General features: G+C 69.2%; 23 protein-coding genes and 1 pseudogene. 3 read left to right on the top strand and 21 right to left on the bottom strand.

Translation table 11 applies throughout. From position 1 onward, the window contains the following. Positions 1–4: 4 nt before the first annotated feature. From argF to argC, 5 genes are read right to left on the bottom strand one after another with little or no spacing between them, the layout of a single operon-like run. Positions 5–928, bottom strand: a complete 924-nt coding sequence (gene argF / locus LMI96_RS15875) for an ornithine carbamoyltransferase (RefSeq protein WP_223723468.1) — start codon at positions 926–928, stop codon at positions 5–7. Then, the gene (locus LMI96_RS15870) at positions 925–2,181 is read right to left on the bottom strand and encodes an acetylornithine transaminase (protein ID WP_228362164.1); all 1,257 of its coding nucleotides are present in this window, start codon (positions 2,179–2,181) and stop codon (positions 925–927) included. Before LMI96_RS15870 ends, argF begins: the two co-directional genes overlap by 4 nt. After that, entirely contained in the window at positions 2,181–3,083 is a 903-nt protein-coding gene (gene argB / locus LMI96_RS15865; RefSeq protein ID WP_223723466.1) for an acetylglutamate kinase, read from the bottom strand. The genes LMI96_RS15870 and argB overlap by 1 nt, the downstream gene beginning before the upstream one ends. Further along, complete coding sequence (gene argJ, locus LMI96_RS15860; protein WP_223723465.1) at positions 3,080–4,237, bottom strand: bifunctional glutamate N-acetyltransferase/amino-acid acetyltransferase ArgJ; 1,158 nt, start codon at positions 4,235–4,237, stop codon at positions 3,080–3,082. The genes argB and argJ overlap by 4 nt, the downstream gene beginning before the upstream one ends. Beyond that, positions 4,234–5,280: an N-acetyl-gamma-glutamyl-phosphate reductase gene (gene argC, locus LMI96_RS15855; protein ID WP_228362163.1), complete on the bottom strand. Its 1,047-nt coding sequence runs from the start codon at positions 5,278–5,280 to the stop codon at positions 4,234–4,236. Before argC ends, argJ begins: the two co-directional genes overlap by 4 nt. Before the next feature lie 371 nt (positions 5,281–5,651). On the opposite strand from argC, the gene LMI96_RS15850 reads away from it, so the two are divergent. Continuing rightward, positions 5,652–6,782: an AAA family ATPase gene (locus LMI96_RS15850; RefSeq protein WP_228362162.1), complete on the top strand. Its 1,131-nt coding sequence runs from the start codon at positions 5,652–5,654 to the stop codon at positions 6,780–6,782. Positions 6,783–6,852: 70 nt separating this feature from the next. Here LMI96_RS15850 and pheT read toward each other — a convergent pair whose 3' ends face one another. The 10 genes from pheT to infC form a co-directional block, all read right to left on the bottom strand. Next, on the bottom strand, positions 6,853–9,372 hold the full coding sequence (gene pheT, locus LMI96_RS15845; protein ID WP_223723462.1) for a phenylalanine--tRNA ligase subunit beta: 2,520 nt from the start codon (positions 9,370–9,372) through the stop codon (positions 6,853–6,855). Then, positions 9,372–10,418: a phenylalanine--tRNA ligase subunit alpha gene (pheS, locus tag LMI96_RS15840; RefSeq protein ID WP_228362161.1), complete on the bottom strand. Its 1,047-nt coding sequence runs from the start codon at positions 10,416–10,418 to the stop codon at positions 9,372–9,374. The genes pheT and pheS overlap by 1 nt, the downstream gene beginning before the upstream one ends. 79 nt (positions 10,419–10,497) lie before the next feature. Next, complete coding sequence (locus LMI96_RS15835; RefSeq protein ID WP_228362160.1) at positions 10,498–11,508, bottom strand: amino acid ABC transporter permease; 1,011 nt, start codon at positions 11,506–11,508, stop codon at positions 10,498–10,500. Then, positions 11,505–12,161: an amino acid ABC transporter permease gene (locus LMI96_RS15830; protein ID WP_228362159.1), complete on the bottom strand. Its 657-nt coding sequence runs from the start codon at positions 12,159–12,161 to the stop codon at positions 11,505–11,507. The genes LMI96_RS15835 and LMI96_RS15830 overlap by 4 nt, the downstream gene beginning before the upstream one ends. Before the next feature lie 57 nt (positions 12,162–12,218). Next, positions 12,219–13,127: a glutamate ABC transporter substrate-binding protein gene (locus LMI96_RS15825; RefSeq protein WP_223723458.1), complete on the bottom strand. Its 909-nt coding sequence runs from the start codon at positions 13,125–13,127 to the stop codon at positions 12,219–12,221. Between the two features lie 97 nt (positions 13,128–13,224). Beyond that, complete coding sequence (locus tag LMI96_RS15820) at positions 13,225–13,944, bottom strand: amino acid ABC transporter ATP-binding protein (RefSeq protein WP_374197495.1); 720 nt, start codon at positions 13,942–13,944, stop codon at positions 13,225–13,227. A gap of 170 nt (positions 13,945–14,114) precedes the next feature. Continuing rightward, positions 14,115–14,918 (bottom strand): RNA methyltransferase, encoded by an 804-nt coding sequence (locus tag LMI96_RS15815; protein ID WP_228362158.1) that lies wholly within the window; start codon positions 14,916–14,918, stop codon positions 14,115–14,117. Positions 14,919–15,005: 87 nt separating this feature from the next. After that, complete coding sequence (rplT, locus tag LMI96_RS15810; protein WP_223723456.1) at positions 15,006–15,392, bottom strand: 50S ribosomal protein L20; 387 nt, start codon at positions 15,390–15,392, stop codon at positions 15,006–15,008. Between the two features lie 27 nt (positions 15,393–15,419). Beyond that, the gene (gene rpmI, locus LMI96_RS15805; RefSeq protein WP_223723455.1) at positions 15,420–15,614 is read right to left on the bottom strand and encodes a 50S ribosomal protein L35; all 195 of its coding nucleotides are present in this window, start codon (positions 15,612–15,614) and stop codon (positions 15,420–15,422) included. Positions 15,615–15,662: 48 nt separating this feature from the next. Continuing rightward, a complete protein-coding gene (infC, locus tag LMI96_RS15800) occupies positions 15,663–16,319 on the bottom strand; it encodes a translation initiation factor IF-3 (RefSeq protein WP_223723454.1) in 657 nt (218 codons plus the stop codon). Positions 16,320–16,529: 210 nt separating this feature from the next. Here infC and LMI96_RS15795 point away from each other — a divergent pair. After that, positions 16,530–16,934: pseudogene (locus LMI96_RS15795) on the top strand (DUF1844 domain-containing protein); the annotation flags it as partial. A gap of 116 nt (positions 16,935–17,050) precedes the next feature. On the opposite strand, the gene LMI96_RS15790 reads toward LMI96_RS15795, so the two are convergent. Genes LMI96_RS15790 through LMI96_RS15765 form a run of 6 tightly spaced genes read right to left on the bottom strand, consistent with a single transcriptional unit; the run spans position 17,051 to position 21,366 of the window. Beyond that, on the bottom strand, positions 17,051–17,839 hold the full coding sequence (locus tag LMI96_RS15790; RefSeq protein WP_223723452.1) for an SseB family protein: 789 nt from the start codon (positions 17,837–17,839) through the stop codon (positions 17,051–17,053). After that, positions 17,823–18,569 carry a bifunctional 1-(5-phosphoribosyl)-5-((5-phosphoribosylamino)methylideneamino)imidazole-4-carboxamide isomerase/phosphoribosylanthranilate isomerase PriA gene (gene priA, locus LMI96_RS15785; protein ID WP_223723451.1) on the bottom strand — a complete coding sequence of 249 codons (747 nt, stop codon included), beginning with the start codon at positions 18,567–18,569 and terminating at the stop codon, positions 17,823–17,825. The genes LMI96_RS15790 and priA overlap by 17 nt, the downstream gene beginning before the upstream one ends. Before the next feature lie 58 nt (positions 18,570–18,627). Beyond that, a complete protein-coding gene (hisH, locus tag LMI96_RS15780) occupies positions 18,628–19,275 on the bottom strand; it encodes an imidazole glycerol phosphate synthase subunit HisH (RefSeq protein WP_223723450.1) in 648 nt (215 codons plus the stop codon). Then, complete coding sequence (gene hisB, locus LMI96_RS15775; protein ID WP_223723449.1) at positions 19,272–19,889, bottom strand: imidazoleglycerol-phosphate dehydratase HisB; 618 nt, start codon at positions 19,887–19,889, stop codon at positions 19,272–19,274. The genes hisH and hisB overlap by 4 nt, the downstream gene beginning before the upstream one ends. Beyond that, positions 19,886–20,971 carry a histidinol-phosphate transaminase gene (locus LMI96_RS15770; RefSeq protein ID WP_223723448.1) on the bottom strand — a complete coding sequence of 362 codons (1,086 nt, stop codon included), beginning with the start codon at positions 20,969–20,971 and terminating at the stop codon, positions 19,886–19,888. The genes hisB and LMI96_RS15770 overlap by 4 nt, the downstream gene beginning before the upstream one ends. A gap of 38 nt (positions 20,972–21,009) precedes the next feature. After that, positions 21,010–21,366 carry a LysM peptidoglycan-binding domain-containing protein gene (locus LMI96_RS15765; RefSeq protein WP_223723447.1) on the bottom strand — a complete coding sequence of 119 codons (357 nt, stop codon included), beginning with the start codon at positions 21,364–21,366 and terminating at the stop codon, positions 21,010–21,012. Positions 21,367–21,621: 255 nt separating this feature from the next. On the opposite strand from LMI96_RS15765, the gene lexA reads away from it, so the two are divergent. After that, on the top strand, positions 21,622–22,293 hold the full coding sequence (lexA, locus tag LMI96_RS15760) for a transcriptional repressor LexA (protein WP_223723446.1): 672 nt from the start codon (positions 21,622–21,624) through the stop codon (positions 22,291–22,293). Positions 22,294–22,337: the final 44 nt, after the last annotated feature.

Raw genomic sequence — 22,337 nt, 5'->3', positions numbered from 1 at the left:
TCGGTCACTGCTGCCGCAGCAGCCAGACCAGCAGCGCCTTCTGGGCGTGCAGACGGTTCTCGGCTTCGTCCCAGACGACGCTCTGCGGACCGTCGATGACCTCGGCCTCGACCTCGTACCCGCGGTCCGCGGGGAGGCAGTGGATGAAGATCGCCTCGTCGTCGGCGAGGGCCATCGTGTCGCGGGTGACCTTGTACTCGCCGAGTTCGCGCAGGCGCGTGGCCTTCTCTTCTTCTTTGCCCATCGACACCCACGTGTCCGTCACCACGACATCCGCGCCGGCGGCGGCCTCGGTCGCATCCGTGAACAGCGCGATCGACCCACCCGTCTCCGCGGCACGCACCTCCGCGTCGCGGATGACGTCGGCGCGCGGGGCGTAGGACTCGGGAGCGGCGACCCGCACATGCATCCCCGCGGTCACCCCGGCGAGGATGTACGAGTGCGCCATGTTCGACCGGCCGTCACCGAAGAACGTCAGCGTGAGGCCGGCGAGATCGCCCTTGTGCTCGCGGATCGTCAACAGGTCGGCGAGCAACTGGCACGGGTGGAAGTCATCGCTGAGGGCATTGACGACGGGCACGCGGGTACCGCGCGCCATCTCCTCCAGCCCCGCCTGCGCGTAGGTGCGCCAGACGATCGCGGCGACCTGACGCTCGAGCACGCGGGCGGTGTCGGAGGGGGTCTCCTTGCCGCCGAGCTGGCTGTTCGCGGTCGAGATGATCAGCGGAGATCCTCCGAGGTCGGCGATGCCGACGGCGAAGGACACGCGCGTGCGGGTGGAGGACTTGTCGAAGATCACGGCGACCGTCTGCGGACCCGCGAGCGGCTTCTGCGCCCAGCGGTCCTTCTTCAGTTCGATCGCGAGGTCGAGGATCTCGGACTGCTCAGCGGCGGTCAGGTCGTCGTCGCGCAGCAGGTGGCGGGTCATGCGGGGGCCTCCGTGGGGGCGGATGCGGATGCATCCGGTTCGTCGAGAAGAAGAGCGTCGCTCACCGTCGCGAGCGCCGCGGTGAACAACCGGATGAACTCGTCGATCTCGACGTCGCCGATCGTGAGCGGCGGCGCCAGGCGGATCGTCGAGTCGTTCGCGGCGTTCACGATGAGACCGTGCTCCTGCGCGGCCGCCGTCACGGCCTTCGCCACGGGACGGGTGAGCCCGACCCCGAGCAGTAGCCCGCGGCCACGGACCTCCGCGACGAGAGGCGACCCGATGCCGTCGATCGCCGACTGCAGCTGCGCTCCGCGGGTAGCCGCGTTGCCGACGAGGTCGGCCCGCTCGATCTCGTCCAGGACCGCGTTGGAGACGGCGGTCGCGAGCGCGTTGCCCCCGAACGTCGACCCGTGCGTGCCCGGGTAGAACAGGTCGCTAGCCGCACCGAAGGTGACGAGCGCCCCGATCGGGAACCCCCCACCCATGCCCTTGGCGACCGTGATCGCATCGGGGGTGATGCCGTCGTGCTGGAACGCGAACCAGTCGCCGGTGCGTCCGGCACCCGTCTGGACCTCGTCGATGATGAGCAGCGCACCGTGCCGGGTGGTGAGCTTCCGCGCCGCGGCGAGGTAGCCCTCCGGAAGCGGCAGCACGCCCGCCTCCCCCTTGATGGGTTCGATGAACAGCGCCGCGACCCGATCGTCCAGAGCCTCCTCGAGCGCGTCGACGGTCGAATCGATGAACTCCACCCCGGCGATCATCGGCAGGAACGGTTCCTGCATCGCCGGTTTGCCGGTCAGCGCGAGCGATCCCATGGTCCGACCGTGGAACGCGTCCTTCAACGCCAGCACGCGGGGCCGTTCGGTGCCGCCGTGCAACCGGGCGAGCTTGAACGCGGCCTCGTTCGCCTCGGCGCCGGAGTTGCCGAAGTAGACGCGGCCCGCCTCGCCCGCCCCCGAGATCCGCTTCAGCCGGGCAGCGAGCGCGAGCTGCGGCGGCGTCGCGAAGTAGTTCGAGACATGCGCGAGCCGAGCGGCCTGAGTCGCGACGGCTTCCACGAACACCGGATGCGCGTGTCCCAGCGAGTCCACGGCGATACCGGCGAGGAAATCGAGGTAGCGCTTATCGGCGTCATCCCACAGATACGCACCCTCGCCACGGACGAACATCGCCATCCGGTCGCCGAAGCTCCGCACGAGGTCGCGTCGGGCGTCCTCTTGCCACGTCACCGTCTCGGTCGCATTCGACATCACCGCACCACCTCTGTTCCGATTCCTTTTTCTGTGAACAACTCCACGAGCACCGAATGCGGCACACGGCCGTCGATGATGGCGGCCGTCCCGACACCGCCGGAGACCGCATCCAGGCACGCCTGCATCTTCGGGATCATCCCCGACTCGAGTCGCGGCAGCATCTCGCGCAGCTCCGTCGAATCCAGGTGCGAGACGAGCGAGTCCCGGTTCGGCCAGTCGGCGTAGAGCCCGGGCACGTCCGTCAGCACGACGAGCTTGATCGCGCCGAGCGCGACGGCGAGCGCCGCGGCCGCCGCATCCGCGTTGACGTTCAGCGAGTGGCCCGGACGATCCAGATCGGGAGCGATCGACGACACGACCGGGATGCGGCCGGCCTCGAGCTGATCGATGATCGGCTGCGGATCGACCTGCACGACATCGCCCACGCGGCCGAGATCGTGCTCGACGCCCTCGATGATCACGCCGCGACGGCGCCCCCCGAAGAGCCCCGCATCCTCGCCGGACAGCCCCGTCGCGACCGGCCCGTGGGCGTTGATCTTCGCGACCAGTTGCGGGTTGATCTGACCGGTGAGCACCATCCGGACAACGGTGATCGCCTCGGTCGAGGTGACGCGGTAGCCGCCCTTGAACTCGCTCGGGATCGCCAGCCGGTCGAGCATGTCGGAGATCTGCGGTCCCCCGCCGTGCACCACGACGGGCTTCGCGCCCACGTAGCGGAGGTAGGCGATGTCGGCCGCGAAGGCGTCTTGGAGCTCGTCGGAGACCATCGCGTTGCCGCCGTACTTCACCACGACGATCTGATCGCGGAAGCGCCGCAGCCAGGGCAGCGATTCGATGAGCGCCGCGGCTTTCGCGCTGGCTTCCGCGGGATCCGTGTCCTGTAGGTCGATATCAGTCATGAGGAGTACGCGCTGTTCTCGTGGACGTAGTCGTGCGTCAGGTCGTTCGTGCGGATCGTGGCGGTCGCGTCTCCGACTCGGAGGTCCACGACCACGTCGGTCGCGCGGGGCGTCAGGTCGACGTCCTCACGCGGCCGGTCGGGGCCGCCGGCCGTGCACACGCGCACGCCGTTCATCCAGACGTCGACGTCGTAGGGGTCGAACTCGGCCTCGGTCGTGCCGATCGCGGCGAGCACGCGTCCCCAGTTCGGGTCGTTGCCGAAGATCGCCGCCTTGAACAGGTTGTTCCGTGCGATCGACCGGCCGACCTCGACGGCGTCGTCTTCGGATGCGGCGTTCGTGATCCGGATGGTGATGTTGTGGCTCGCCCCCTCGGCGTCGCCCTGCAGCTGACGCGCGAGGTCGTCGCAGAGCTCGGTGAGCGCGGCACGGAACGCGTCCGGCGCCGGCACGACTCCGGACGCACCGCTGACCATCAGCGTCACCTGATCGTTCGTCGACATGCACCCGTCCGAGTCGAGCCGGTCGAAGCTCACGTGGGTGGCCGCCCGCAGATGGGCATCGGCGTCAGCGGCGTCGAGCACGGCATCCGTCGTGATCACCACGAGCATCGTCGCGAGCCCGGGCGCCAGCATCCCCGCGCCCTTCGCGATCCCCCCGATCGACCAGCCCGCGCCCCGGACCACGCTCGTCTTCGCGACCGAGTCGGTCGTCATGATCGCGTGCGCCGCGTCATCGCCGCCGCCCGGAGAAAGCGCCGCCACGCCGGCGTCGACGCCCTGCAGCACCTTCGCACGGAAGACCTCGTCGCCGGTTCCGATGAGTCCGGTCGAACAGACGAGCACATCGCCCGCGCCGATGCCGAGGAGAGATGCCGCCCGCTCGGCGGTCTCGTGCGTCGTCTGGAACCCGAAGGCACCGGTGAAACAGTTCGCCCCGCCGGAGTTCAACACGATCGCCTCGACGACACCATCCGCGATCGCCTGCTGCGACCAGATGATGGGGTTCGCCTTGGCGCGGTTCGAGGTGAAGACCGCGGCGCCCACCTTGAGCGGACCGCGGTTGACGACGACGGCGACGTCGGGCTTGCCGGTCGACTTGAGACCGACGGCGACGCCGGCGGCTTCGAAGCCCGAGGGGACGGTCACGCTCACGGCGCCACTCCGTTCACGGTGAGGGCGCGGTCCTCGGGGAGGCCGAGCGCGATGTTCATGGACTGCACGGCGGCGCCGGCGGTCCCCTTGACGAGATTATCGACCGCGGTCACCACGACGACGCGGCCCGCGGCACGGTCGATCGCGAGACCGAGGAGGGCGGTGTTGGCCCCCAGCACGTCTGCCGTCCGAGGGAAGACGCCCTCGGGCAGCAGCTGCACGAAGGTCTCCCCCGCGTACGCCTCTTCCCAGGCGGCCCGGATGTCTGCATCCGTCGCTCCGGGCGCGATCGGCGCCGTGCTCGTGGCGAGGATCCCGCGCGCCATCGGCACGAGAACGGGCGTGAAGGAGATGCGAACGTCGCTTCGCGCCCCCGCACCGACGAGCGCCTGCTGGATCTCAGGGATGTGCCGGTGCGTCCCGCCCACGCCGTAGGGGTTCGCCGTCCCGAGGATCTCACTGCCGAGTAAATTCGTCTTCAGGCTCTTGCCCGCACCCGAGGGGCCGACCGCCAGCACGCTGACGATGTCGCTCGGGTCGATCACGCCGGCCGCGACCCCGGGGGCGAGGCTGAGGCTGACGGTAGAAGCGTTGCATCCGGGTGCCGCGATGCGAGTGGCCCCCACGAGGTTCTGCCGCTGCTTGCCGCCCGCGACCGGCAGCTCCGGAACGGCGTACGTCCACGGTTCGTGGAAGTCGCCGCCGTAGAACGCCTCCCAGGCGGAGGCCGATGTCAGCCGGTGGTCCGCGCCCGCATCGATGACGAGCGGGGTGTCGGCGAGCGCATCCGTGTACTGGCCGGACTGGCCGTGCGGCAGCGCGAGCACCACGATGTCGTGGCCGGCGAGCACCTCCGGCGTCGTCGGCTCGAGCGTCAGGTGCGCCAGCGAACGCAGGTGCGGCTGGTGCGCGATGAGCGGCTGGCCGGCGCTCGCGTTCGCCGTCACGGTGCGGATCTCGATGTCCGGATGCGCGGCGAGAAGACGCAGGACCTCGCCTCCCGCGTAGCCGGAAGCGCCGGATACGGCGACCGAATAAGACATGCATTCCACCTTAGAGTCTGGGCTCGGCGCACGAGTGCGCCCCGGGGCGGGGACGGCGACACCCGCGCGCTCCGAAGTGCGTGCCGGGTCGCCTAGAGTCGGCGGTCGCCCAGAAGTCGGCGCGCACCGGCGAGACCCGAGAGGGTCATCGAGCACGGAAAGGCAGCCGAAGGCATGTCGCGACCCTAGCCGCGGTGCCCGCACGCGCGCAAATCGGGTACGCCGACGGGTGGGCGACGCGGCTCGCGGCGACAACTCCTCCAGATCCGCTCGTCCCGTCGCCTCCGAGGGCGACTGCCGCGATTCTGGAGGAGTTGCACGAGCCGTGCCGGGGACATGCCGGCGTCGGGGGTCTCTGCGACAGTGGACGGATGCTGCAAACGCTCGCTGTATCCGGATACCGCTCGCTCCGCGACGTCGTCGTGCCACTCGCTCCGCTCACGGTCGTCACCGGACCGAACGGGTCGGGGAAGTCGAATCTGTATCGCGCCCTCCGACTTCTCGCCGCGGCCGCGACGGGCGGGATGGTCGCCGCCGTCGCCCGCGAGGGTGGGCTGCCCTCCATGCTCTGGGCGGGCCCAGAAGGAGGTGGCTCGCAGGGCACCGTCCGATCGCGGCCCGTCGCGCTCCAGCTCGGGTTCTCCTCCGAAGAGCTGGGCTACCTCGTCGATCTCGGCCTTCCCCAGGTCGACGAGCGAAGTCCGTTCTCGCGCGACCCCGAGATCAAGCGCGAGCAGGTATTCGCGGGTCCGGTCGCGAAGCCCGCGACCGTCCTGATCGACCGCCTCCGTCAGTCGACCCGCGTCCGAGAGGGCTCCTGGGTGCACCTCGATCAGCGACTCGAGCCGTTCGAGAGCATCCTCACCGATCTCGCCGACGGCGACACCGGGCCCGAGCTTCTCGCTCTCCGGCGCGTGTTGTCCGGATGGCGGTTCTACGACCATTTCCGCGTGGATGCCGATGCCCCCTCGCGTCAGCCGCAGGTGGGCACCCGCTCCCACACCCTGGCGCACGGCGGCGAGAACCTGGCCGCTGTCTGGGCGACGATCCGCGACGCGGGTCACGGGGCCGCACTCGACCGGGAGGTCGATCGCGCGTTCGCTGGCGCCCGCATCGAGATCGAGGCCGTGGACGGCAGATTCCGGCTCCGGATGCGGCAGTCCGGGCTACTGCGCCCGCTCGACACGACGGAACTGAGCGACGGAATCCTCCGCTACCTCCTGCTGTGCGCCGCGCTCCTACCCGCGCGTCCGCCGGGACTTCTCGTTCTGAACGAGCCGGAGTCGAGCCTGCATCCCGCGCTGCTCGGCCCGCTCGCCCGACTGATCGTCGCGGCATCCGAAGCCACCCAGGTCGTCGTCGTGACGCACGCCGTCCGACTCGCCGACGGGCTCGGCGAGGCTGGCGCGCTCCGGCACGAGCTCATCCCCGACCCGAGCGGCACACGTATCGACGGTCAGGGAATGCTCGACCAACCCGCGTGGAACTGGGGCCGCCGCTGAGTCGATCCGGGTGCCGGGGCCACGGCACCCGGCACCCGGATCGCTCTCGAAGTGACTGCGTCCCGCAGCATCAGTCCCGCAGGGTCGCGCCGAAGCGGTCCGCCGCGACGGCGACACCGGCGAGCTTCGCATCCGTCGCCTCGGCGGCGGTGAGGGTGCGGTCCTCGGCGCGGAAACGCAGTGAGAACGTCAGGCTCTTCGTGCCATCCGCCACCCCCGCGCCCCGGTAGTCGTCGACCAGACGCAGCGATTCGAGCAGCGCGCCGGCGCCCTCGCGCAGTGCGGCGCGCACGTCACCCGCGGGAATGTCCGCGGGTACGACCAGCGACACGTCCTGGGTTGCCGCCGGGTAGCCCGACAGCGACTGTGCGACGACCGCGGATCCGGCGAGCTCGAGCACGAGGTCGAGGTCGACCTCAGCGACCGTCACCCGGGCGCCCAGGTCCGCCGCATCCGCCACCGCGGGCAGCAGTTCGCCGACGTACCCGACGGGCGTCCCGGCGACCGAGAGCACACCCGTGCGTCCCGGATGCAGCGCCGCACGCTCGCCCTGAGTGAGCGTGATCTCGACGCCGGCAGCCGACGCCAGCACGCGGACGGCGTCGACGACCTGGGTGAGTCCGGACTCCTCAGCCGGACGCCCGGGCTGCTTCGGCGTCGCGTCGCCGGTGACGAGCAGCGCCACGTGCCGATGCTGCGGCGGAATGGCGGCGTCGAGTTGCGCGAGCGTCGACGCATCCGGGCGCACCGCGAGCGGCGGCACGAACGGCGTGCCGTACTCGACGCCGGGCGCGGGCACGAAGACGACGCCCGCCTCGAACAGCGCCAGGTCGGTGAAGCCGCGGGAGGCGTTCCGGTGCGCCACCTGCAGCAGACCGGGCACGAGCGAACGCCGCAGGAACGGTGCCTGCCCATCGAGCGGGTTCGCGAGCTTGATGCTCGGAAGATGCGAGCCGTTGGCGCTCGAGTGCAGGTCGTTCTGTTCCGCGGTCGTGAACGGGAAGGACGGCGTCTCGACGAAACCGGCCGCAGCCAGCGCGTTCGACACGCGTCGGCGCCCCTGCTGGGCCGCCGTCCATCCGCGACCGGATGGCGCGATCGGCAGGACGGACGGAATCCGGTCGTACCCCTCGATCCGGGCGACCTCCTCGGCCAGCGTCCACTTGTCGGTGAGGTCGGGACGCCAGGACGGCGCGTCGACGAACCACTCGCCGTCGGTGTCGTGCACCGTCGCGCCGATGAGCTCGAGCGCGCCGACGATCTGTTCCGGCGTGTAGTCGACGCCGATCAACGCGGGCACGAACTCACGCGGAAGCACGATCGCCTCGCGCTCCCACGCCGCGCCGAGCGAACCGCCGAGCTCGTCGGTCGTTCCCCCTGCGTACTTCACCATGAGTTCGACGACGCGCTGCGCGGCGACGTACGGGATGGCCGGGTCGACACCGCGCTCGAAACGACGCGACGCCTCCGACGGGAGCTTGTGACGACGCGCGGTGCGGGCGATCGAGACGGTGTCGAAGATCGCCGCCTCCACCAGCACGTTGGTCGTGGTCGAGGTCATCTCGGTGCGCCCGCCGCCCATGACCCCCGCAAGGCCGATCGGCCCGGACTCGTCCGTGATGAGCAAGTCCTCCGGATGCAGCGTGCGCGCCTGTCCGTCGAGCGTCTCGAGCTTCTCCCCCGCCGCCGCCCGGCGCACGGTGATTCCGCCGGTCAGCGCGTCCAGGTCGTACCCGTGGATCGGGTTGCCGAGTTCGAGCATGACGTAGTTCGTGATGTCGACCAGCACGCCGAGCGAGCGGATGCCGGCGAGCGTGAGCCGCGTGATCATCCACGGCGGGGTGGGGCGTGTGGCGTCGACCCCGCGCACGGCACGCACGACGAACTCCTGCACGGCACGTCGGCCGCGTATCGGAGCCTGGTCGTCGATGACGATCTCGAACCCGGTTCCCGGGTCGTCGACCTCGCGCTCGGCGGGGTCGCGGAAGGCCGCGCCGGTCGCGTGCGAGTACTCGCGCGCGACACCCCGCAGCGAGAGCGCGTAGCCGCGGTCCGGGGTGACGTTGATCTCGACGGCGACGTCATCGAGTCCGAGCAGAGCGATGGCATCCGTACCGACCGGAGCATCGATGCCGAGTTCGACCAGACGCAGGATGCCAGAATGCTCGCTGCCGAGTCCGAGCTCCTTCGCCGACGCGATCATGCCGTCGGAGACGTGGCCGTAGGTCTTCCGCGCCGCGATGGGGAACGGACCGGGGAGGACGGAACCGGGCAGGGTCACGACGACCTTGTCACCGGGGAAGAAGTTGCCCGCACCGCAGACGATGCCGTGCACGTCGTCGCCGCCGTCGGCGGCGGTTTCCCCCTCGGGGGCGACCTGCACCTGGCACCATCTGATCGTCTTGCCGTTGGACTGCGGCTCCTCCTCGAATGAGAGCACCTGCCCGACGACGACCGGCCCGGTCACCTCGAACCGGTGCACGTCCTCTTCTTCGAAACCCACCCGGACCAGCGCCGCCAGAACGTCTTCGGGAGACGCTTCCTCGGGCACATCGACATACTCACGCAGCCATGACAACGGAACGCGCATCACACCACCATCCCGAACTGCTCGCTGAAGCGCACATCGCCCTCGGCCATGTCGCGCATGTCCTGCACGTCGCTGCGGAACATCAGCGTCCGCTCGATCCCCATTCCGAACGCGAAGCCCGAGTACTCCTCCGGGTCGATGCCCGCCGCGCGCAGCACGTTCGGGTTGACCATTCCGCATCCGCCCCACTCGATCCATCGCGCCCCGCCCTTGAAGGTGGGGTGCCACAGGTCGAGCTCGGCGCTCGGCTCGGTGAAGGGGAAGTAGTTCGCGCGGAAGCGGGTCTTCGCCTCGGGCCCGAAGAGCTGCCGGGCGATGTGGTCGAGCGTGCCCTTCAGGTGCGCCATGGTGATGCCCTTGTCGACCACGAGTCCCTCGAACTGGCTGAAGACCGGCAGGTGGGTCGCGTCGAATTCGTCGGTGCGATACACGCGCCCGGGGCACACGACGTAGATCGGCAGATCTCGCTCGAGCATCGACCGCATCTGCACGGGGCTCGTGTGCGTGCGCATCACGAGGTGACGGGCCACCGGGTCGACGAAGAAAGTGTCCTGCATCTGGCGCGCGGGGTGGTCGACGTCGAAGTTCAGCGCATCGAAGTTGAACCACTCGTGCTCGAGCTCGGGGCCTTCCGCGACCTCCCAGCCCATACCGATGAAGATGTCGCCGATCTGCTCCTGCAGGAGCGTCAGCGGATGCCGTGCGCCCACCCGGGCGCGGGAGGCGACGGCCGTGATGTCGATGCGTTCCGCATCGAGCTGAGCGGCGGTCTCGATCGCGACGATGTCGGCCTCACGTGCGGCCAGCGCCTGCGTCACTCGGCCGCGCGCCTGCCCCACGAGCTTGCCGAACTCCGCTTTGCGCTCGTTCGGCACGTGCCGCAGCTGGGAGTTCAACCGCGCGAGCGGTGACCCTTCGGCTGCGTGTTCCGCGCGGGCCGCCTTCAGCGCGGCGGAGCTATCGGCGGCGGAGATCGCCTGCAGGGCGGCTTCCACCGCGGCGTTCACCGCCTCGGGCGTGATCTCGTTCTCGGGTGCGTCGGACACGGGAGTCGAGTCTACCGAGCACCGGACGGTCCGCTGTCAGATGCTGTCGGATGCGGTCGCCCGGCCCGCGTCCGCCGCCTCAGCGCGCGTTCGCGCTGCCGCCGTCTCCCCCGCCACCGCCGTCGCCGAGACCTGCCCCGCCGGCGAGGCCGCCGCCCGCGAATCCGGTCTGATCGAAACCGCTGTTGGTCACCCGCGGTGGCCGGCCGCCCCGCTGAGCGACGATGAGTTCGGTGTCGGTGACGCTCTGGGTGGGCGCCTGTGCTCCGGCCACGGGTCCGCCCTTCGCGGAACGGCGCAGGCGCTTCTCCACCCGCGTCGCGACGAAGGAGAGGATGAGGCAGAGCCCGATGTAGATGATGGCGACGATGATCGTGGCCGGCACGATGGGCGAACCGAGGGCCGCCTGCGATCCGATGTACCGGGCGTAGAAGAGCAACTCCTCGTACGTGATGATGTAGCCGAGCGCGGTGTCCTTCAGCGTCACGACGAGCTGCGCGATGATGACCGGCATCATCGCTCGCACGGCCTGCGGCAGCAGGATCAGCCGCATCACGCCGCTCTTGCGGAGACCGAGCGCGTAGCCGGCCTCTTTCTGGCCTCGGGGCAGCGATTCGACGCCGGCGCGGAAGACCTCGGCCAGCACCGACCCGTTGTAGGCGATCAGCGCGATGACGACGGCCCAGTAGGGCTCCATCTTCACCCCGATGGCCGGCATGCCGTAGTAGAGCAGGAACATGAACACGAGCACCGGGATCGCCCGCAGCACCTCGATGACCGCCGTGAAGGGCCAGCGCACCCAGGCGTGCTCGGAGAGGCGACCGATCGCCAGCACGAAGCCGAGGATCAACGCCCCCACGGCCGCGACGACGAACGCCGACAGCGTGCTGAGCATGGCCTCGCCGATCTGCACCCACACGTTCGTGTAGGTGAAGGCCGACCACTTCTGCGCCGTGAACTGCCCCGTGACGGCGAGTCGCCAGACGAAGAACCCGACGACGGCCAGCACGACGAGGATCGTGAGGACGCCCAGCACCCGGTTGCGCGCGATCGCGCGAGGACCGGGGACGTCGTACAGCACACTGCTCATCGCGCCACCCTCCAACGGTTCTCGAGATTGCGCTGCAGCCAGGACAGCAGGAGCACGAGCGCCACGAAGACGACCGCGACCCACAGGATGACGACGAGCTGGTTCTCTCCGCGCTCACTGAGGTAGGCGCGCACCGATCCCAGGTTCACGACCGAGAATCCCGCCGCGACCGTCGTGTTCTTCAGAAGCGCGATCAGCACGCTCATGAGCGGGGGGATGACCGAACGAAAGGCTTGGGGCAGCACGACGAGCGACATCACCTGGCCGAACGTGAGGCCCAGGGCACGGGCCGCCTCGGCCTGTCCGACCGGAACCGTGTTGATACCCGAACGGATCGTCTCGGCGACGTAGGTCGCGGTGTACAGACCCAAGGCGCAGATCGCGAGCACGAGCGGCACGGGCGATGTCAGCCGCAGCCCGAACAACGGCGGCAGCGCGAAGGCGAACGCGAAGAACACGAGCGTGAGCGGAGTGTTCCGGATGGTGTTCACGTACAGCGTGCCCATCGCCCGGGCGATCGGAATCGGCGAGACGCGCATCGCGCCCACGACCGTGCCGACCACGACGGCGACGATGCCGCCGGCGAGGAACAGGATCAACGTGCCGAACAGGCCGTCCCACCAGATGTCGAGGTTGTCGGAAATGACGCCCACGTGCTGCCTTCCGTCAGGGGTTGCGGATGGGGGCGGCCGGCGGCCGCCCCCATCGGATCACTCGTCGACCGCGGGCTGCTCGCCCGAGATTCCTGCCGGAGCGAGGTGGAGGTCGAACAGCGCGGTCCACACGTCGCCGCCATCGGTCAGCAGCGTGTTGATGTGGTCCTTCAGCGCCGTGTCGCCCTTGGGCAGGCCGACGCCGTAACGCTCTTCGCTGAACGGCTCCCCCGCGATCTTCAGCGCGTCGGGCTCGAGCGCCACGTATCCGGCGAGGATGGCCTCATCCGTCGTGATCGCGTCCACCTGGCCCTGCTTGAGCTGCTCGACGCACTGCGAGTAGGTGTCGTTCTCGACGGTGTCGCCGGGGCTGTACTCGTCGCGGATGCGCTGCAACGGGGTCGACCCCGTCACCGAGCAGACGACCTTGCCGGCGAGATCGTCGGGCCCGGTGATCGAGTCGTCGTCGGCCGCGACCATGAGTCCCTGGCCGGTGATGAAGTACGGCCCGGCGAAGTCGATCTGCTGCTTGCGGCTGTCGGTGATCGAGTAGGTGCCGACGTAGTAGTCGATGTCGCCGTTCACGAGCGCCTGCTCGCGGTTGGCCGAGGGAATCGTGACGTACTCGATCTGGTCTTCATCGAATCCGAGGGACGCGGCGATCCACCGGGCGATGTCGACGTCGAAGCCGGTGCGCTCTCCGCTGACGGCGTCTTCGTACCCGAGCCCGGGCTGGTCGTTCTTCACGCCGATCTTGACGCCGTCGCGAGCGACCATGGCGTCGTAGGTCGGGCTTCCCTCGAGGGAGACGTCGGTGGCGACTTCCCAGAGCGCCTCGTCGCTCGTACCGCCGGTCGCGTCACCGCCGGCGCCTCCGGCCGTCGGTGATCCGCTGTTGCAGGCGGTCAGAGTAAGGGCGGCGACGGCAGCCAGCCCGAGGCCGGCGATCGTTCGGGACATGCGCATGATTCTCTCCTTGCTGTGGTGGGACTTCGGTGCGACAGTGCGGACGGTGCGGCGGAGCGCTTCCTCTCTCGAAGCAGAGATTCCGGGGGTGTGGGGGTCAGTGCGTGATGAGCTTCGACAGGAAGTCGCGGGCACGCTCGCTCTTCGCCGCCGTGAAGAAGGCTTCGGGGGCGGCTTCTTCGACGATCCGACCGTCGGCCATGAAGACGACGCGGTCGGCGGCCTTGCGGGCGAAGCCCATCTCGTGGGTCACGACGATCATGGTCATGCCGTCCTGGGCCAGGCCCACCATGACGTCGAGGACCTCGTTGATCATCTCCGGGTCGAGCGCGCTCGTCGGCTCGTCGAACAGCATCACCTTCGGCTGCATCGCGAGTGCACGGGCAATCGCGACGCGCTGCTGCTGGCCACCCGAGAGCTGGGCCGGAAGCTTGTCGGCCTGGTGAGCGACGCCCACCCGCTCGAGGAGCTCGCGGGCCTCGCGGTCCGCATCCGCCTTCTTCTTGCCCTTCACCTTGATCGGGCCGAGCGTGACGTTCTCGAGGATCGTCAGGTGCGAGAAGAGGTTGAACGACTGGAAGACCATGCCGACGTCGGCGCGGAGCGCGGCCAGGGCCTTGCCCTCGGCCGGCAGCTTCTGGCCGTCGATCTCGATCGTTCCGCTCGTGATCGTCTCGAGCCGGTTGATCGTGCGGCACAGCGTGGACTTGCCGGAGCCCGAGGGCCCGATGACCACGACGACCTCGCCCCGATTGACCGTGAGGTCGATGTCGGCCAGCGCCTGGAAGTCACCGTAGTGCTTCTGCACATCGCTCATCACGACCAGAGGGTCGCCACGGCGGACGGTGATGTTGGACGTCTTCGGCGCGGGTTCGGTCGGCGTCATCTCGCCAGGTTACGGATGTGCCGTGACGTTCACCCGCCCTCTTGACGGAAGCGTTACCGACTTCTAACGTTCGCGCGGCGCTTGTCACGCGCCGGAAACACTCACGACGTGCGCTGGGCGAAAGCGGACTCGTACAGGCACACGCTCGCCGCCGTCGCGAGGTTCAAGGACTCGGCGCTTCCGTAGATCGGGAGCCTCAGCGCGGCGTCCGCGAGCTCCAGGGCGTCGTCTTCGAGACCACGGGCCTCGTTGCCGAACAGCCACGCGGTGGGGCGCGCGAGGTCGCCCGCCGCGCGCGCGGTGAGCAGATCCTGTCCCTTGACGTCGGCCGCCACGACACGAAGGCCCGCGCCGCGGATCGCCGAAACCGCCGCCGCGAGCTCGCCGCCACGGGAGATCGGGATGTGGAACAGCGAACCCGTCGTCGCGCGCACGACCTTCGGGTTGTAGGGGTCGACGGTTCGCCCGGTGAGCACGACCGCGTCAGCGCCCGCCGCATCCGCCGCACGGATGATGGTGCCGAGGTTGCCGGGGTCGCGCACTTCCTCGCAGATCGCGATGAGGCGCGGCTCGCCCGACAACACGTCGCGAAGCGAGGTGGGGAACTGCCGCGCGACCGCGATGATGCCCTGCGGCGTGACCGTATCGGCCATCGCATCGATGACGGGTTCGGTCGAGTAGGTGACCTCGATGCCGGCGGATGCGGCGCCGTCCCGGAGGTCGGGGTGCCGCTCGAGCGCCGTCGGGGTGGCGAACAGATCGATGACTGCCTCGGGCCGATACGCGATCGCCTCGCGGACCGCCTGCGGACCCTCGAGGAGGAACAGGCCGGTCTCGTCCCGCGCGCTGCGCTTGGCGAGTTTGGCAACGGCCCGCACACGCGGTGATCGGGGGTTCTCCAGCACGGTCACAGTCTAGAGGCGCCACTCGGCCCGGAAACGACGAAGGGACGCCCTCCAGAGGAGGACGCCCCATCGAACGGGTGCTCTGGCTTACGCCGAGACCTTCGCCGCGTTGACATCGGCGGGCAGCGCCGACTTCGCGGTGGCGACGAGCGACGCGAACGTGGCCGGCTCCTTGACCGCGAGCTCGGCGAGCATACGACGGTCGACCTGCACACCCGCGAGGCCGAGGCCCTGGATGAAGCGGTTGTACGTGATGCCGTTCGCACGCGCCGCGGCGTTGATGCGCTGGATCCACAGGCGACGGAAGTCGCCCTTGCGCTTGCGGCGGTCGCGGTACGCGTAGACCAGGGAGTGGGTGACCTGCTCCTTGGCCTTGCGGTACAGACGCGAACGCTGTCCGCGGTAACCGGATGCGCGCTCGAGGATGACGCGACGCTTCTTCTGGGCGTTTACCGCCCGCTTGACTCTAGCCATTTCTCTTCCTACCTAACGTGCGTCGGCTCAGAGACCGAGGAGCTTCTTGGCGGTCTTCGCGTCGCCCTTGGCCAGGACCTGCTCCTGGTTCAGACGACGGGTGCGCCGGCTCGACTTGCCCTCGAGGTTGTGGCGCATTCCGGCCTGCTGCTTCATGAGCTTGCCGCTTCCGGTCAGCTTGAAGCGCTTCTTGGCACCCGAGTGGGTCTTCTGCTTCGGCATGTTCTCTTCCTTCGTGGTTCATCCCGCCGGAGCGGGAGGCTGGGGAGCCTATTCGGCTGTGGGGGCGGGCGCTTCGTCGGCCGACTCGTCGTCTCCGGCACGGGCCTGACGAGCGGCTTCCTTGTTCGCCGTGCGCTGCGCGTTCTGCTCGGCCTTCGCCTCGGACTTGTTCTTGTGCGGGGCGACCACCATGACCATGTTGCGGCCGTCGATCGTGGGATTCGATTCGACGGTTCCGAGTTCTGCGACATCCTCCGCGAACTTTCGGAGGAGGCGCACACCCTGTTCGGGACGCGACTGCTCGCGGCCACGGAACAGGATCATGGCTTTCACCTTGTCGCCGGCCTGCAGGAAGCCTTCGGCGCGCTTGAGCTTGGTGGTGTAGTCGTGAGCCTCGATCTTCAGACGGAACCGAACCTCCTTGAGGACGGTGTTCGCCTGATTGCGCCGCGCTTCCTTGGCCTTCTGCGCAGCCTCGTACTTGAACTTGCCGTAATCCATGATCTTGACCACGGGCGGCTTCGAGTTCGGGGCTACCTCGACGAGATCGAGGTCGGCCTCCTGGGCCAGGCGCAGTGCCACCTCGATGCGGACGACGCCGACCTGCTCACCCGCGGGTCCGACAAGGCGAACCTCGGGGACGCGGATGCGGTCGTTGGTGCGGGGATCGCTGATGCGTAACTCCTCTGACGTGACGGGTGCCACCGAGATGCGTTGTCGTACCTCGGGCGGAAGGGGATCACGCCACCCGGCACGACGCGACGAACGCCGGCTTTCCCGCACCCAGGCAACCTCCGATGAGGAGGTGGAGTGCGATGACCCGGTAGCCTGGAACGGCAAGCGCGGGTGGGATGTGATCCTCTTTCGATCGGAGCAGACGCTCCGGTGCTCGCCCACTCTAGCAGAAAGTGCAACGTGGACTCCAACGACGACCGCTCCCCCGAATCTCCGGCCCCCTCGGCCACGCGCGAAGAGCAGTGGGAGGCGCAGGACCGCGCCGCATCCGCTGCCACCCGCGACATCGCGGATGTTCCCGCGGTCGAGGTCATCACGACCACCGCGGTGCATCTGCTGAGCGCGGCGGCCGTCAAGACGGGTCTCGCCGACAACCCCGACCAGCAGATGGACCTCGACGAGGCACGCAAGCTCATCAACGCCCTGGCAGGGCTGATCACCGCCGCGGCCCCCGAGATCAGCGACATGCACGCGCGATCACTCCGCGACGGCCTCCGGTCGGTGCAGCTGGCGTTCCGCGAAGCATCCGTCATCCCCGACCCGATCGGCAAGGGGCCGGGCGAGAAGTGGACCGGTCCGGCCAACTGCCGCGCCCCCGCGGTGGCGGGGGGTGCGTGGGGTGCACCGGGGGGGGCCCCTACCCCGATTGACTCCACAGGCACCCCGCTCCGCGGCTCTGCACTCCGGTGACCTGCGGGGGGTCAGGGCGTCGAGCGGACGAGCTTCACCGTGAGCGAGTCGACCAGCACCGCGATGCGGTCATCGCTCGCCCAGCGGGTCGCGAGACGGGACAGCACCGCGTCGAGCTCGGACTTCTCGAGGCCGTCGATGAGGTGCAGTCGCACCACCAGTTCCGGACCGCGCAGCCGCGCCGTCGGATCCCCCGCCTCGATCTCCAGGTCCAGCACGGCGAGCTCGCCGCCGATGCTCTCCTGCAGCCCGCGGTACACGTCGGCGGAATGGAAGCTCGGCTCCCAGGGCTGGCCCTGCCCGATCGCCCAGACCGCGGGCCGGCGGAGCACGTGCTCCGTGTCGGACGTCGGGTCGATCACGATCAGATCGGTGTCGTCCTGGACGGCGGCCAGCGCCGTGCGGAGGCCCTCGGCGGGCACGGGACGAGCCGCGGGGTCCCAACGCTGCAGCGTCTCCACCGAGGTGAACACGGGCTGCACGCGCCGGCCGTCGGGCGCGGCGACGGTCACGATCGACAGCTCCTGGGTCTTGTCGACCGTCAGACCGTTCGGCGCAACGCCCTCCTCGCCCTTCCCCGCGACGAGCGGGATCAGCAGACGCGCGGAGCGGTACGCATCCACGATCGCCACCTGATCGCCCGCACCGTCCCGGAACGCGATGAGGGCCGCGAGGAGCGTGGGATCAGCCGACCCGTCGTCGTTCGCGTGCGTGTTCTCCTGAAAGCTGCGCCCCTCCCAGGGGACGCCCGCCGAGTCCGCCGAGTGATGATCGGCGTGATCGTCAGTTCCCGGCGACATCCAGCGCCTCGGCGAGCGTGAATGCTCCCGCATAAAGGGCTTTCCCGACGATCGCGCCCTCGACGCCGAGCGGCACGAGCTCGCGAAGAGCGGCGATGTCATCGAGGCTCGAAATGCCACCGGACGCGACCACCGGCTTCGGGGTGCGCGTGGTCACTTCGCGGAGAAGCTCGATGTTCGGGCCGCCGAGCGTGCCGTCCTTCGCCACATCGGTCACGACGTAGCGGCTGCAGCCGGCGTCCTCGAGACGGTCGAGCACGGCCCACAGGTCGCCGCCCTCGCGCGTCCAGCCGCGCGCGGCCAGCGTCGTCCCGCGCACATCGAGCCCGACCGCCACGGCGTCGCCGTAACGACCGATGACATCGGCCGCCCACTCCGGATTCTCGAGCGCCGCGGTGCCGAGGTTGATCCGCGTGGCACCGGATTCGAGTGCCGCATCCAGGCTGGCATCGTCGCGGATGCCTCCGGAGAGCTCGACCTGCACGCCCTTGACCTGCTTGATCACCCGGCGAAGGACCGCGGTGTTGTTGCCGCGCCCGAATGCCGCGTCCAGGTCGACGAGGTGGATCCAGGACGCACCCTGGCGCGCCCACTCGACGGCGGCATCGACGGGATCGCCGTAGCTGGTCTCGCTGCCCGCCGCGCCCTGCGTGAGTCGCACGGCCTTGCCGTCGGCGACATCGACCGCGGGGAGGAGGATCAGCTCGGGGGTAGACGCGAAATCGTTCATGGCTCCTTGCGCGCTCTCACGCGGGGCTTCTCCCCGGCCGGCGGCACGAGGTTAGACATTAGTCTGCCCGCAGCGTGCCGATCCAATTCGACAGAAGTCGGATGCCGGCGGCGCCCGACTTCTCGGGGTGGAACTGGGTGGCAGAGAGCGGTCCGTTCTCCACCGCCGCGAGGAACGGCGTCGCGCCGTAATCGCACCAGGTCAGCCGCGGGGCGGGAAACGGCTGCTGCGTTTCCAACGTCCATTCCTGAGCACCGAACGAGTGCACGAAGTAGAACCGCTCGTTCTCGATCCCGTCGAAGAGTGCCGAGCCGGAGGCCGCGGAGACCGTGTTCCATCCCATGTGGGGCAGCACGGGCGCGTCGAGCTGCGTCACCGTGCCGGGCCACTCGCCCAGCCCTTCCGTGTGCACGCCGCGCTCGACGCCGTGCTCGAAGAGCACCTGCATCCCGACGCAGATTCCCAGCACCGCGCGCCCCCCGGCGAGGCGGCGATCGATCAACTCGCCACCGCGACTCTCACGCAGGGCGTCGGCGACCGCGCGATACGCGCCCACTCCGGGCACGAGCAAGCCGTCCGCTTCCATGATCTCGGCACGGTCGGAGGTGAGCCTCGCGTCGGCACCCGCCGCGACGAGCGCCTTCACGGCGGAGTGGACGTTGCCCGACCCGTAGTCGAGCACCGCCACGGTGGGTGTGCGCGTCACAGAGCGCCCTTGGTCGACGGCACGCCGGTGACGAGCGGATCGAGAGACTTCGCCTGCCGGAACGCCCGCGCGAACGCCTTGAACTCGGCCTCGGCGATGTGGTGGGGGTCACGCCCCTCGAGCACGCGGACGTGCACCGTGAGACCGGCGTTGAACGCGATCGCCTCGAAGGCGTGCCGAACCAGCGAGCCCGTGAAGTGCCCGCCGATCAGGTGATATTCGTAGCCTGCGGGTTCGCCGGTGTGCACGAGGTACGGGCGTCCGCTGATGTCGACGACCGCCTGCGCGAGCGCCTCGTCGAGCGGAACCAGCGCATCGCCGTACCGGGAGATGCCGGACTTGTCGCCGAGCGCCTGGCGGATGGCCTGACCGAGCACGATCGAGACGTCCTCCACCGTGTGGTGCGCATCGATGTGCGTGTCACCGGTGGCTCGCACCGACAGGTTGGTCAGCGAGTGCTTCGCGAACGCCGTCAGCAGGTGATCGAAGAACGGCACCGAGGTCGAGATCGAACTCGTTCCCTCACCGTCCAGATCCAGAGAGAGATCGACCTGGGACTCGCTCGTGGCGCGCCGCAGCGAGGCGGTGCGGTGCGTCGCGGACTCCGTGCTCATGCGTTCGAGTCTATCGACGCGAGTGCATCGAGGAACGCCGTGGTCTCGGCCTCCGTGCCGGCCGTGACGCGCAGGTGGTGCGGGATGCCGACGTCCCGGATGAGCACACCGCGCTGGTACAGCTCGCGCCAGGTGCGGTCCGGATCGGAGACCCCGCCGAACAGCACGAAGTTCGTCCACGAGGCGTGCGCGCGGTACCCGAGCTCGGCCAGCCTCGCGCTGATTCGGTCACGCTGCGCCACGATGTCGTCGACCATGGCGAGCATGGTCGACGCGTGTCCGAGCGCGGCGGTCGCCGCTGCTTGGGTGAGCGCGCTGAGGTGGTACGGCAGCCGGACGAGCCGGAGCGCGTCGATGACGGCTGGGTCGGCGGCCAGGTATCCCACGCGAGCCCCCGCGAAAGCGAATGCCTTGCTCATGGTGCGCGACACCACCAGGCGCTCACGGCCGGGAAGCAGCGTCACCGCGGAGGGCGTGCCGTGCGGCGCGAACTCCTGGTAGGCCTCATCCACGATCACGATTCCGCGCGACGCTTCGTAGACGGCCGTCACGACGTCGAGTCCGAGCGGTGTTCCCGTGGGGTTGTTCGGTGCGCACAGGAAGACGACGTCGGGGTCGACCGCGGCGACCTGTTCGGCGGCGGATGCGGCCGACACCGAGTAATCCTCTGACCGCTCGCCGGCGACCCAGGTGGCCCCCGTCGCCCGGGTGAGGAGCGGATACATCGAGTAGGTCGGGGCGAAACCGAATGCGCGGCGTCCGGGACCACCGAACGCCTGCAGAACATGCTGGAGAACCTCGTTGGAGCCGTTCGCCGCCCAAATCTGCTCGCGGCGGAGACCAGCGCCGAGGTAGCCGGCGAAAGCCTCGCGGAGCGCGGTGAACTCGCGATCGGGGTACCGGTTCACGTTGCGAAGGGCCTCGTCCACCGCCGCCAGAATGTCGGAGGCCACCTCGGCCGGAACAGGATGCGTGTTCTCGTTGACGTTCAGAGCCACTGGCAGCGGCGCTTGCGGAGCACCGTACGGGATCATTCCGCGGAGGTCGTCGCGGATCGGAAGGTCTTCGAAGCTGAGGGACACGCGACCATCGTAAAGCTGTCGGGCTCTCGCCCTACCGCTCAGCTTCCGGCGGAGTACTCGGCCGGCACGGCCAGACGCTGTCCGGCGCTGACCGACGTGCCCTCGAGCGCGTTCAGGCGCACGATCTGATCGACGACGTCACGCGGGTCGGCCGACGGGGCGACCTCCTGCGCGATGGTCCACAGCGATTCTCCGGCGAGGACCGTGACGGTCTCGAACGAACCCGCGGGCGCGCTGTCGGCGCGGGAAGCGAGAGCAACCCCGCCGCTCAGGATGCCGACGCCGAGCGCGGCGGCGACCGGGAAGGCCACCACTGCCGCGAGGACACGGCGCCCGCGCACGGTGAGGCGCAGTCGGGTGGTGACGGGCGGGGCGGTGAAATCGATCGCGGTCATGACGACTCCTTCTGACGGGGAGAGATTCGTACCCGGCGCTCGGCCGGGAGAGCCGGATACGAATCTCTATTCCGAAGCTATCTTCGAACTTATGTGGTGTCAAGCAACCGATACCCTGAGGGAGATTCGAAGACGACACGCCACGCGGGTGCCTTCTCCGAGCCTCGAACCCGGATACGGTTTCGATACGACGACCACATCACCAACCTCCGACATTCGAATTCTTCGATGTCACCGGAAACGGAGCGAGTGACCATGACCGCACGCGAGAAGCCGCAGACGCGGCGGCGGAAGAGCCTGAGCGACAAGCAGCTCGCCATCCTCGAAGTCATCCAGCGCTCGATCGGCCGGTACGGATACCCGCCGAGCATGCGCGAGATCGGGGACGCCGTCGGCCTTAAGTCGCTCTCGAGCGTCACCCACCAGCTGAACCAGCTCGAGCTCAGCGGTTACCTGCGACGCGATCCCGGCAAGACCCGCGCCATGGAGGTGTTGATCGACCTTCCCGGCACTGCCGCCGAGAATCCGGCTGACAACGGGCCGACCGTCGGCGACGCCGCCCTCGTGCCACTGGTCGGCCGCATCGCCGCGGGCGTTCCGATCACGGCCGAGCAGCAGGTCGAAGAGGTGTTCCCCCTCCCCCGCCAGTTGGTCGGCAAGGGCGACCTCTTCATGCTCAAGGTGAGCGGGGAGTCGATGATCGACGCCGCCATCTGCGACGGGGACTGGGTCGTCGTCCGTTCGCAGCCGACGGCAGACAACGGCGACATCGTGGCCGCCATGCTCGACGGCGAAGCGACCGTGAAGACGTTCCGTCGTCGTGACGGCCACACCTGGCTGCTCCCGCGCAACTCCGCCTTCGAGCCGATCCTCGGCGACGAAGCCACCGTTCTCGGCAAGATCGTGGCGGTCCTGCGCGCCGTGTGACCTCGCGCACGCGAGCGCGACAGGCGAGCAACCCTGCGCGTGCC

The sequence above is a fragment of the Microbacterium sp. cx-59 genome, assembly GCF_020805625.1.
Lineage (GTDB): Bacteria > Actinomycetota > Actinomycetes > Actinomycetales > Microbacteriaceae > Microbacterium.
The sequence above is the reverse complement of the archived record's forward strand: the minus strand, read 5'-3'. Positions and strand labels throughout refer to the sequence as shown.

Excerpts from the sequence above, each read along its gene's own strand:
- argC (WP_228362163.1), bottom strand. The coding sequence starts at position 5,280 with ATGTCTTATTCGGTCGCCGTATCCGGCGCTTCCGGCTACGCGGGAGGC.
- argB (WP_223723466.1), bottom strand. The coding sequence starts at position 3,083 with ATGACTGATATCGACCTACAGGACACGGATCCCGCGGAAGCCAGCGCG.
- LMI96_RS15850 (WP_228362162.1), top strand. The coding sequence starts at position 5,652 with ATGCTGCAAACGCTCGCTGTATCCGGATACCGCTCGCTCCGCGACGTC.
- LMI96_RS15790 (WP_223723452.1), bottom strand. The coding sequence starts at position 17,839 with ATGTCGCCGGGAACTGACGATCACGCCGATCATCACTCGGCGGACTCG.
- LMI96_RS15765 (WP_223723447.1), bottom strand. The coding sequence starts at position 21,366 with ATGACCGCGATCGATTTCACCGCCCCGCCCGTCACCACCCGACTGCGC.
- argF (WP_223723468.1), bottom strand. The coding sequence starts at position 928 with ATGACCCGCCACCTGCTGCGCGACGACGACCTGACCGCCGCTGAGCAG.
- LMI96_RS15835 (WP_228362160.1), bottom strand. The coding sequence starts at position 11,508 with ATGAGCAGTGTGCTGTACGACGTCCCCGGTCCTCGCGCGATCGCGCGC.
- priA (WP_223723451.1), bottom strand. The coding sequence starts at position 18,569 with ATGAACGATTTCGCGTCTACCCCCGAGCTGATCCTCCTCCCCGCGGTC.
- LMI96_RS15825 (WP_223723458.1), bottom strand. The coding sequence starts at position 13,127 with ATGCGCATGTCCCGAACGATCGCCGGCCTCGGGCTGGCTGCCGTCGCC.
- rpmI (WP_223723455.1), bottom strand. The coding sequence starts at position 15,614 with ATGCCGAAGCAGAAGACCCACTCGGGTGCCAAGAAGCGCTTCAAGCTG.
- lexA (WP_223723446.1), top strand. The coding sequence starts at position 21,622 with ATGACCGCACGCGAGAAGCCGCAGACGCGGCGGCGGAAGAGCCTGAGC.
- LMI96_RS15870 (WP_228362164.1), bottom strand. The coding sequence starts at position 2,181 with ATGTCGAATGCGACCGAGACGGTGACGTGGCAAGAGGACGCCCGACGC.
- LMI96_RS15820 (WP_374197495.1), bottom strand. The coding sequence starts at position 13,944 with ATGAGCGATGTGCAGAAGCACTACGGTGACTTCCAGGCGCTGGCCGAC.
- pheT (WP_223723462.1), bottom strand. The coding sequence starts at position 9,372 with ATGCGCGTTCCGTTGTCATGGCTGCGTGAGTATGTCGATGTGCCCGAG.
- rplT (WP_223723456.1), bottom strand. The coding sequence starts at position 15,392 with ATGGCTAGAGTCAAGCGGGCGGTAAACGCCCAGAAGAAGCGTCGCGTC.
- hisB (WP_223723449.1), bottom strand. The coding sequence starts at position 19,889 with ATGAGCACGGAGTCCGCGACGCACCGCACCGCCTCGCTGCGGCGCGCC.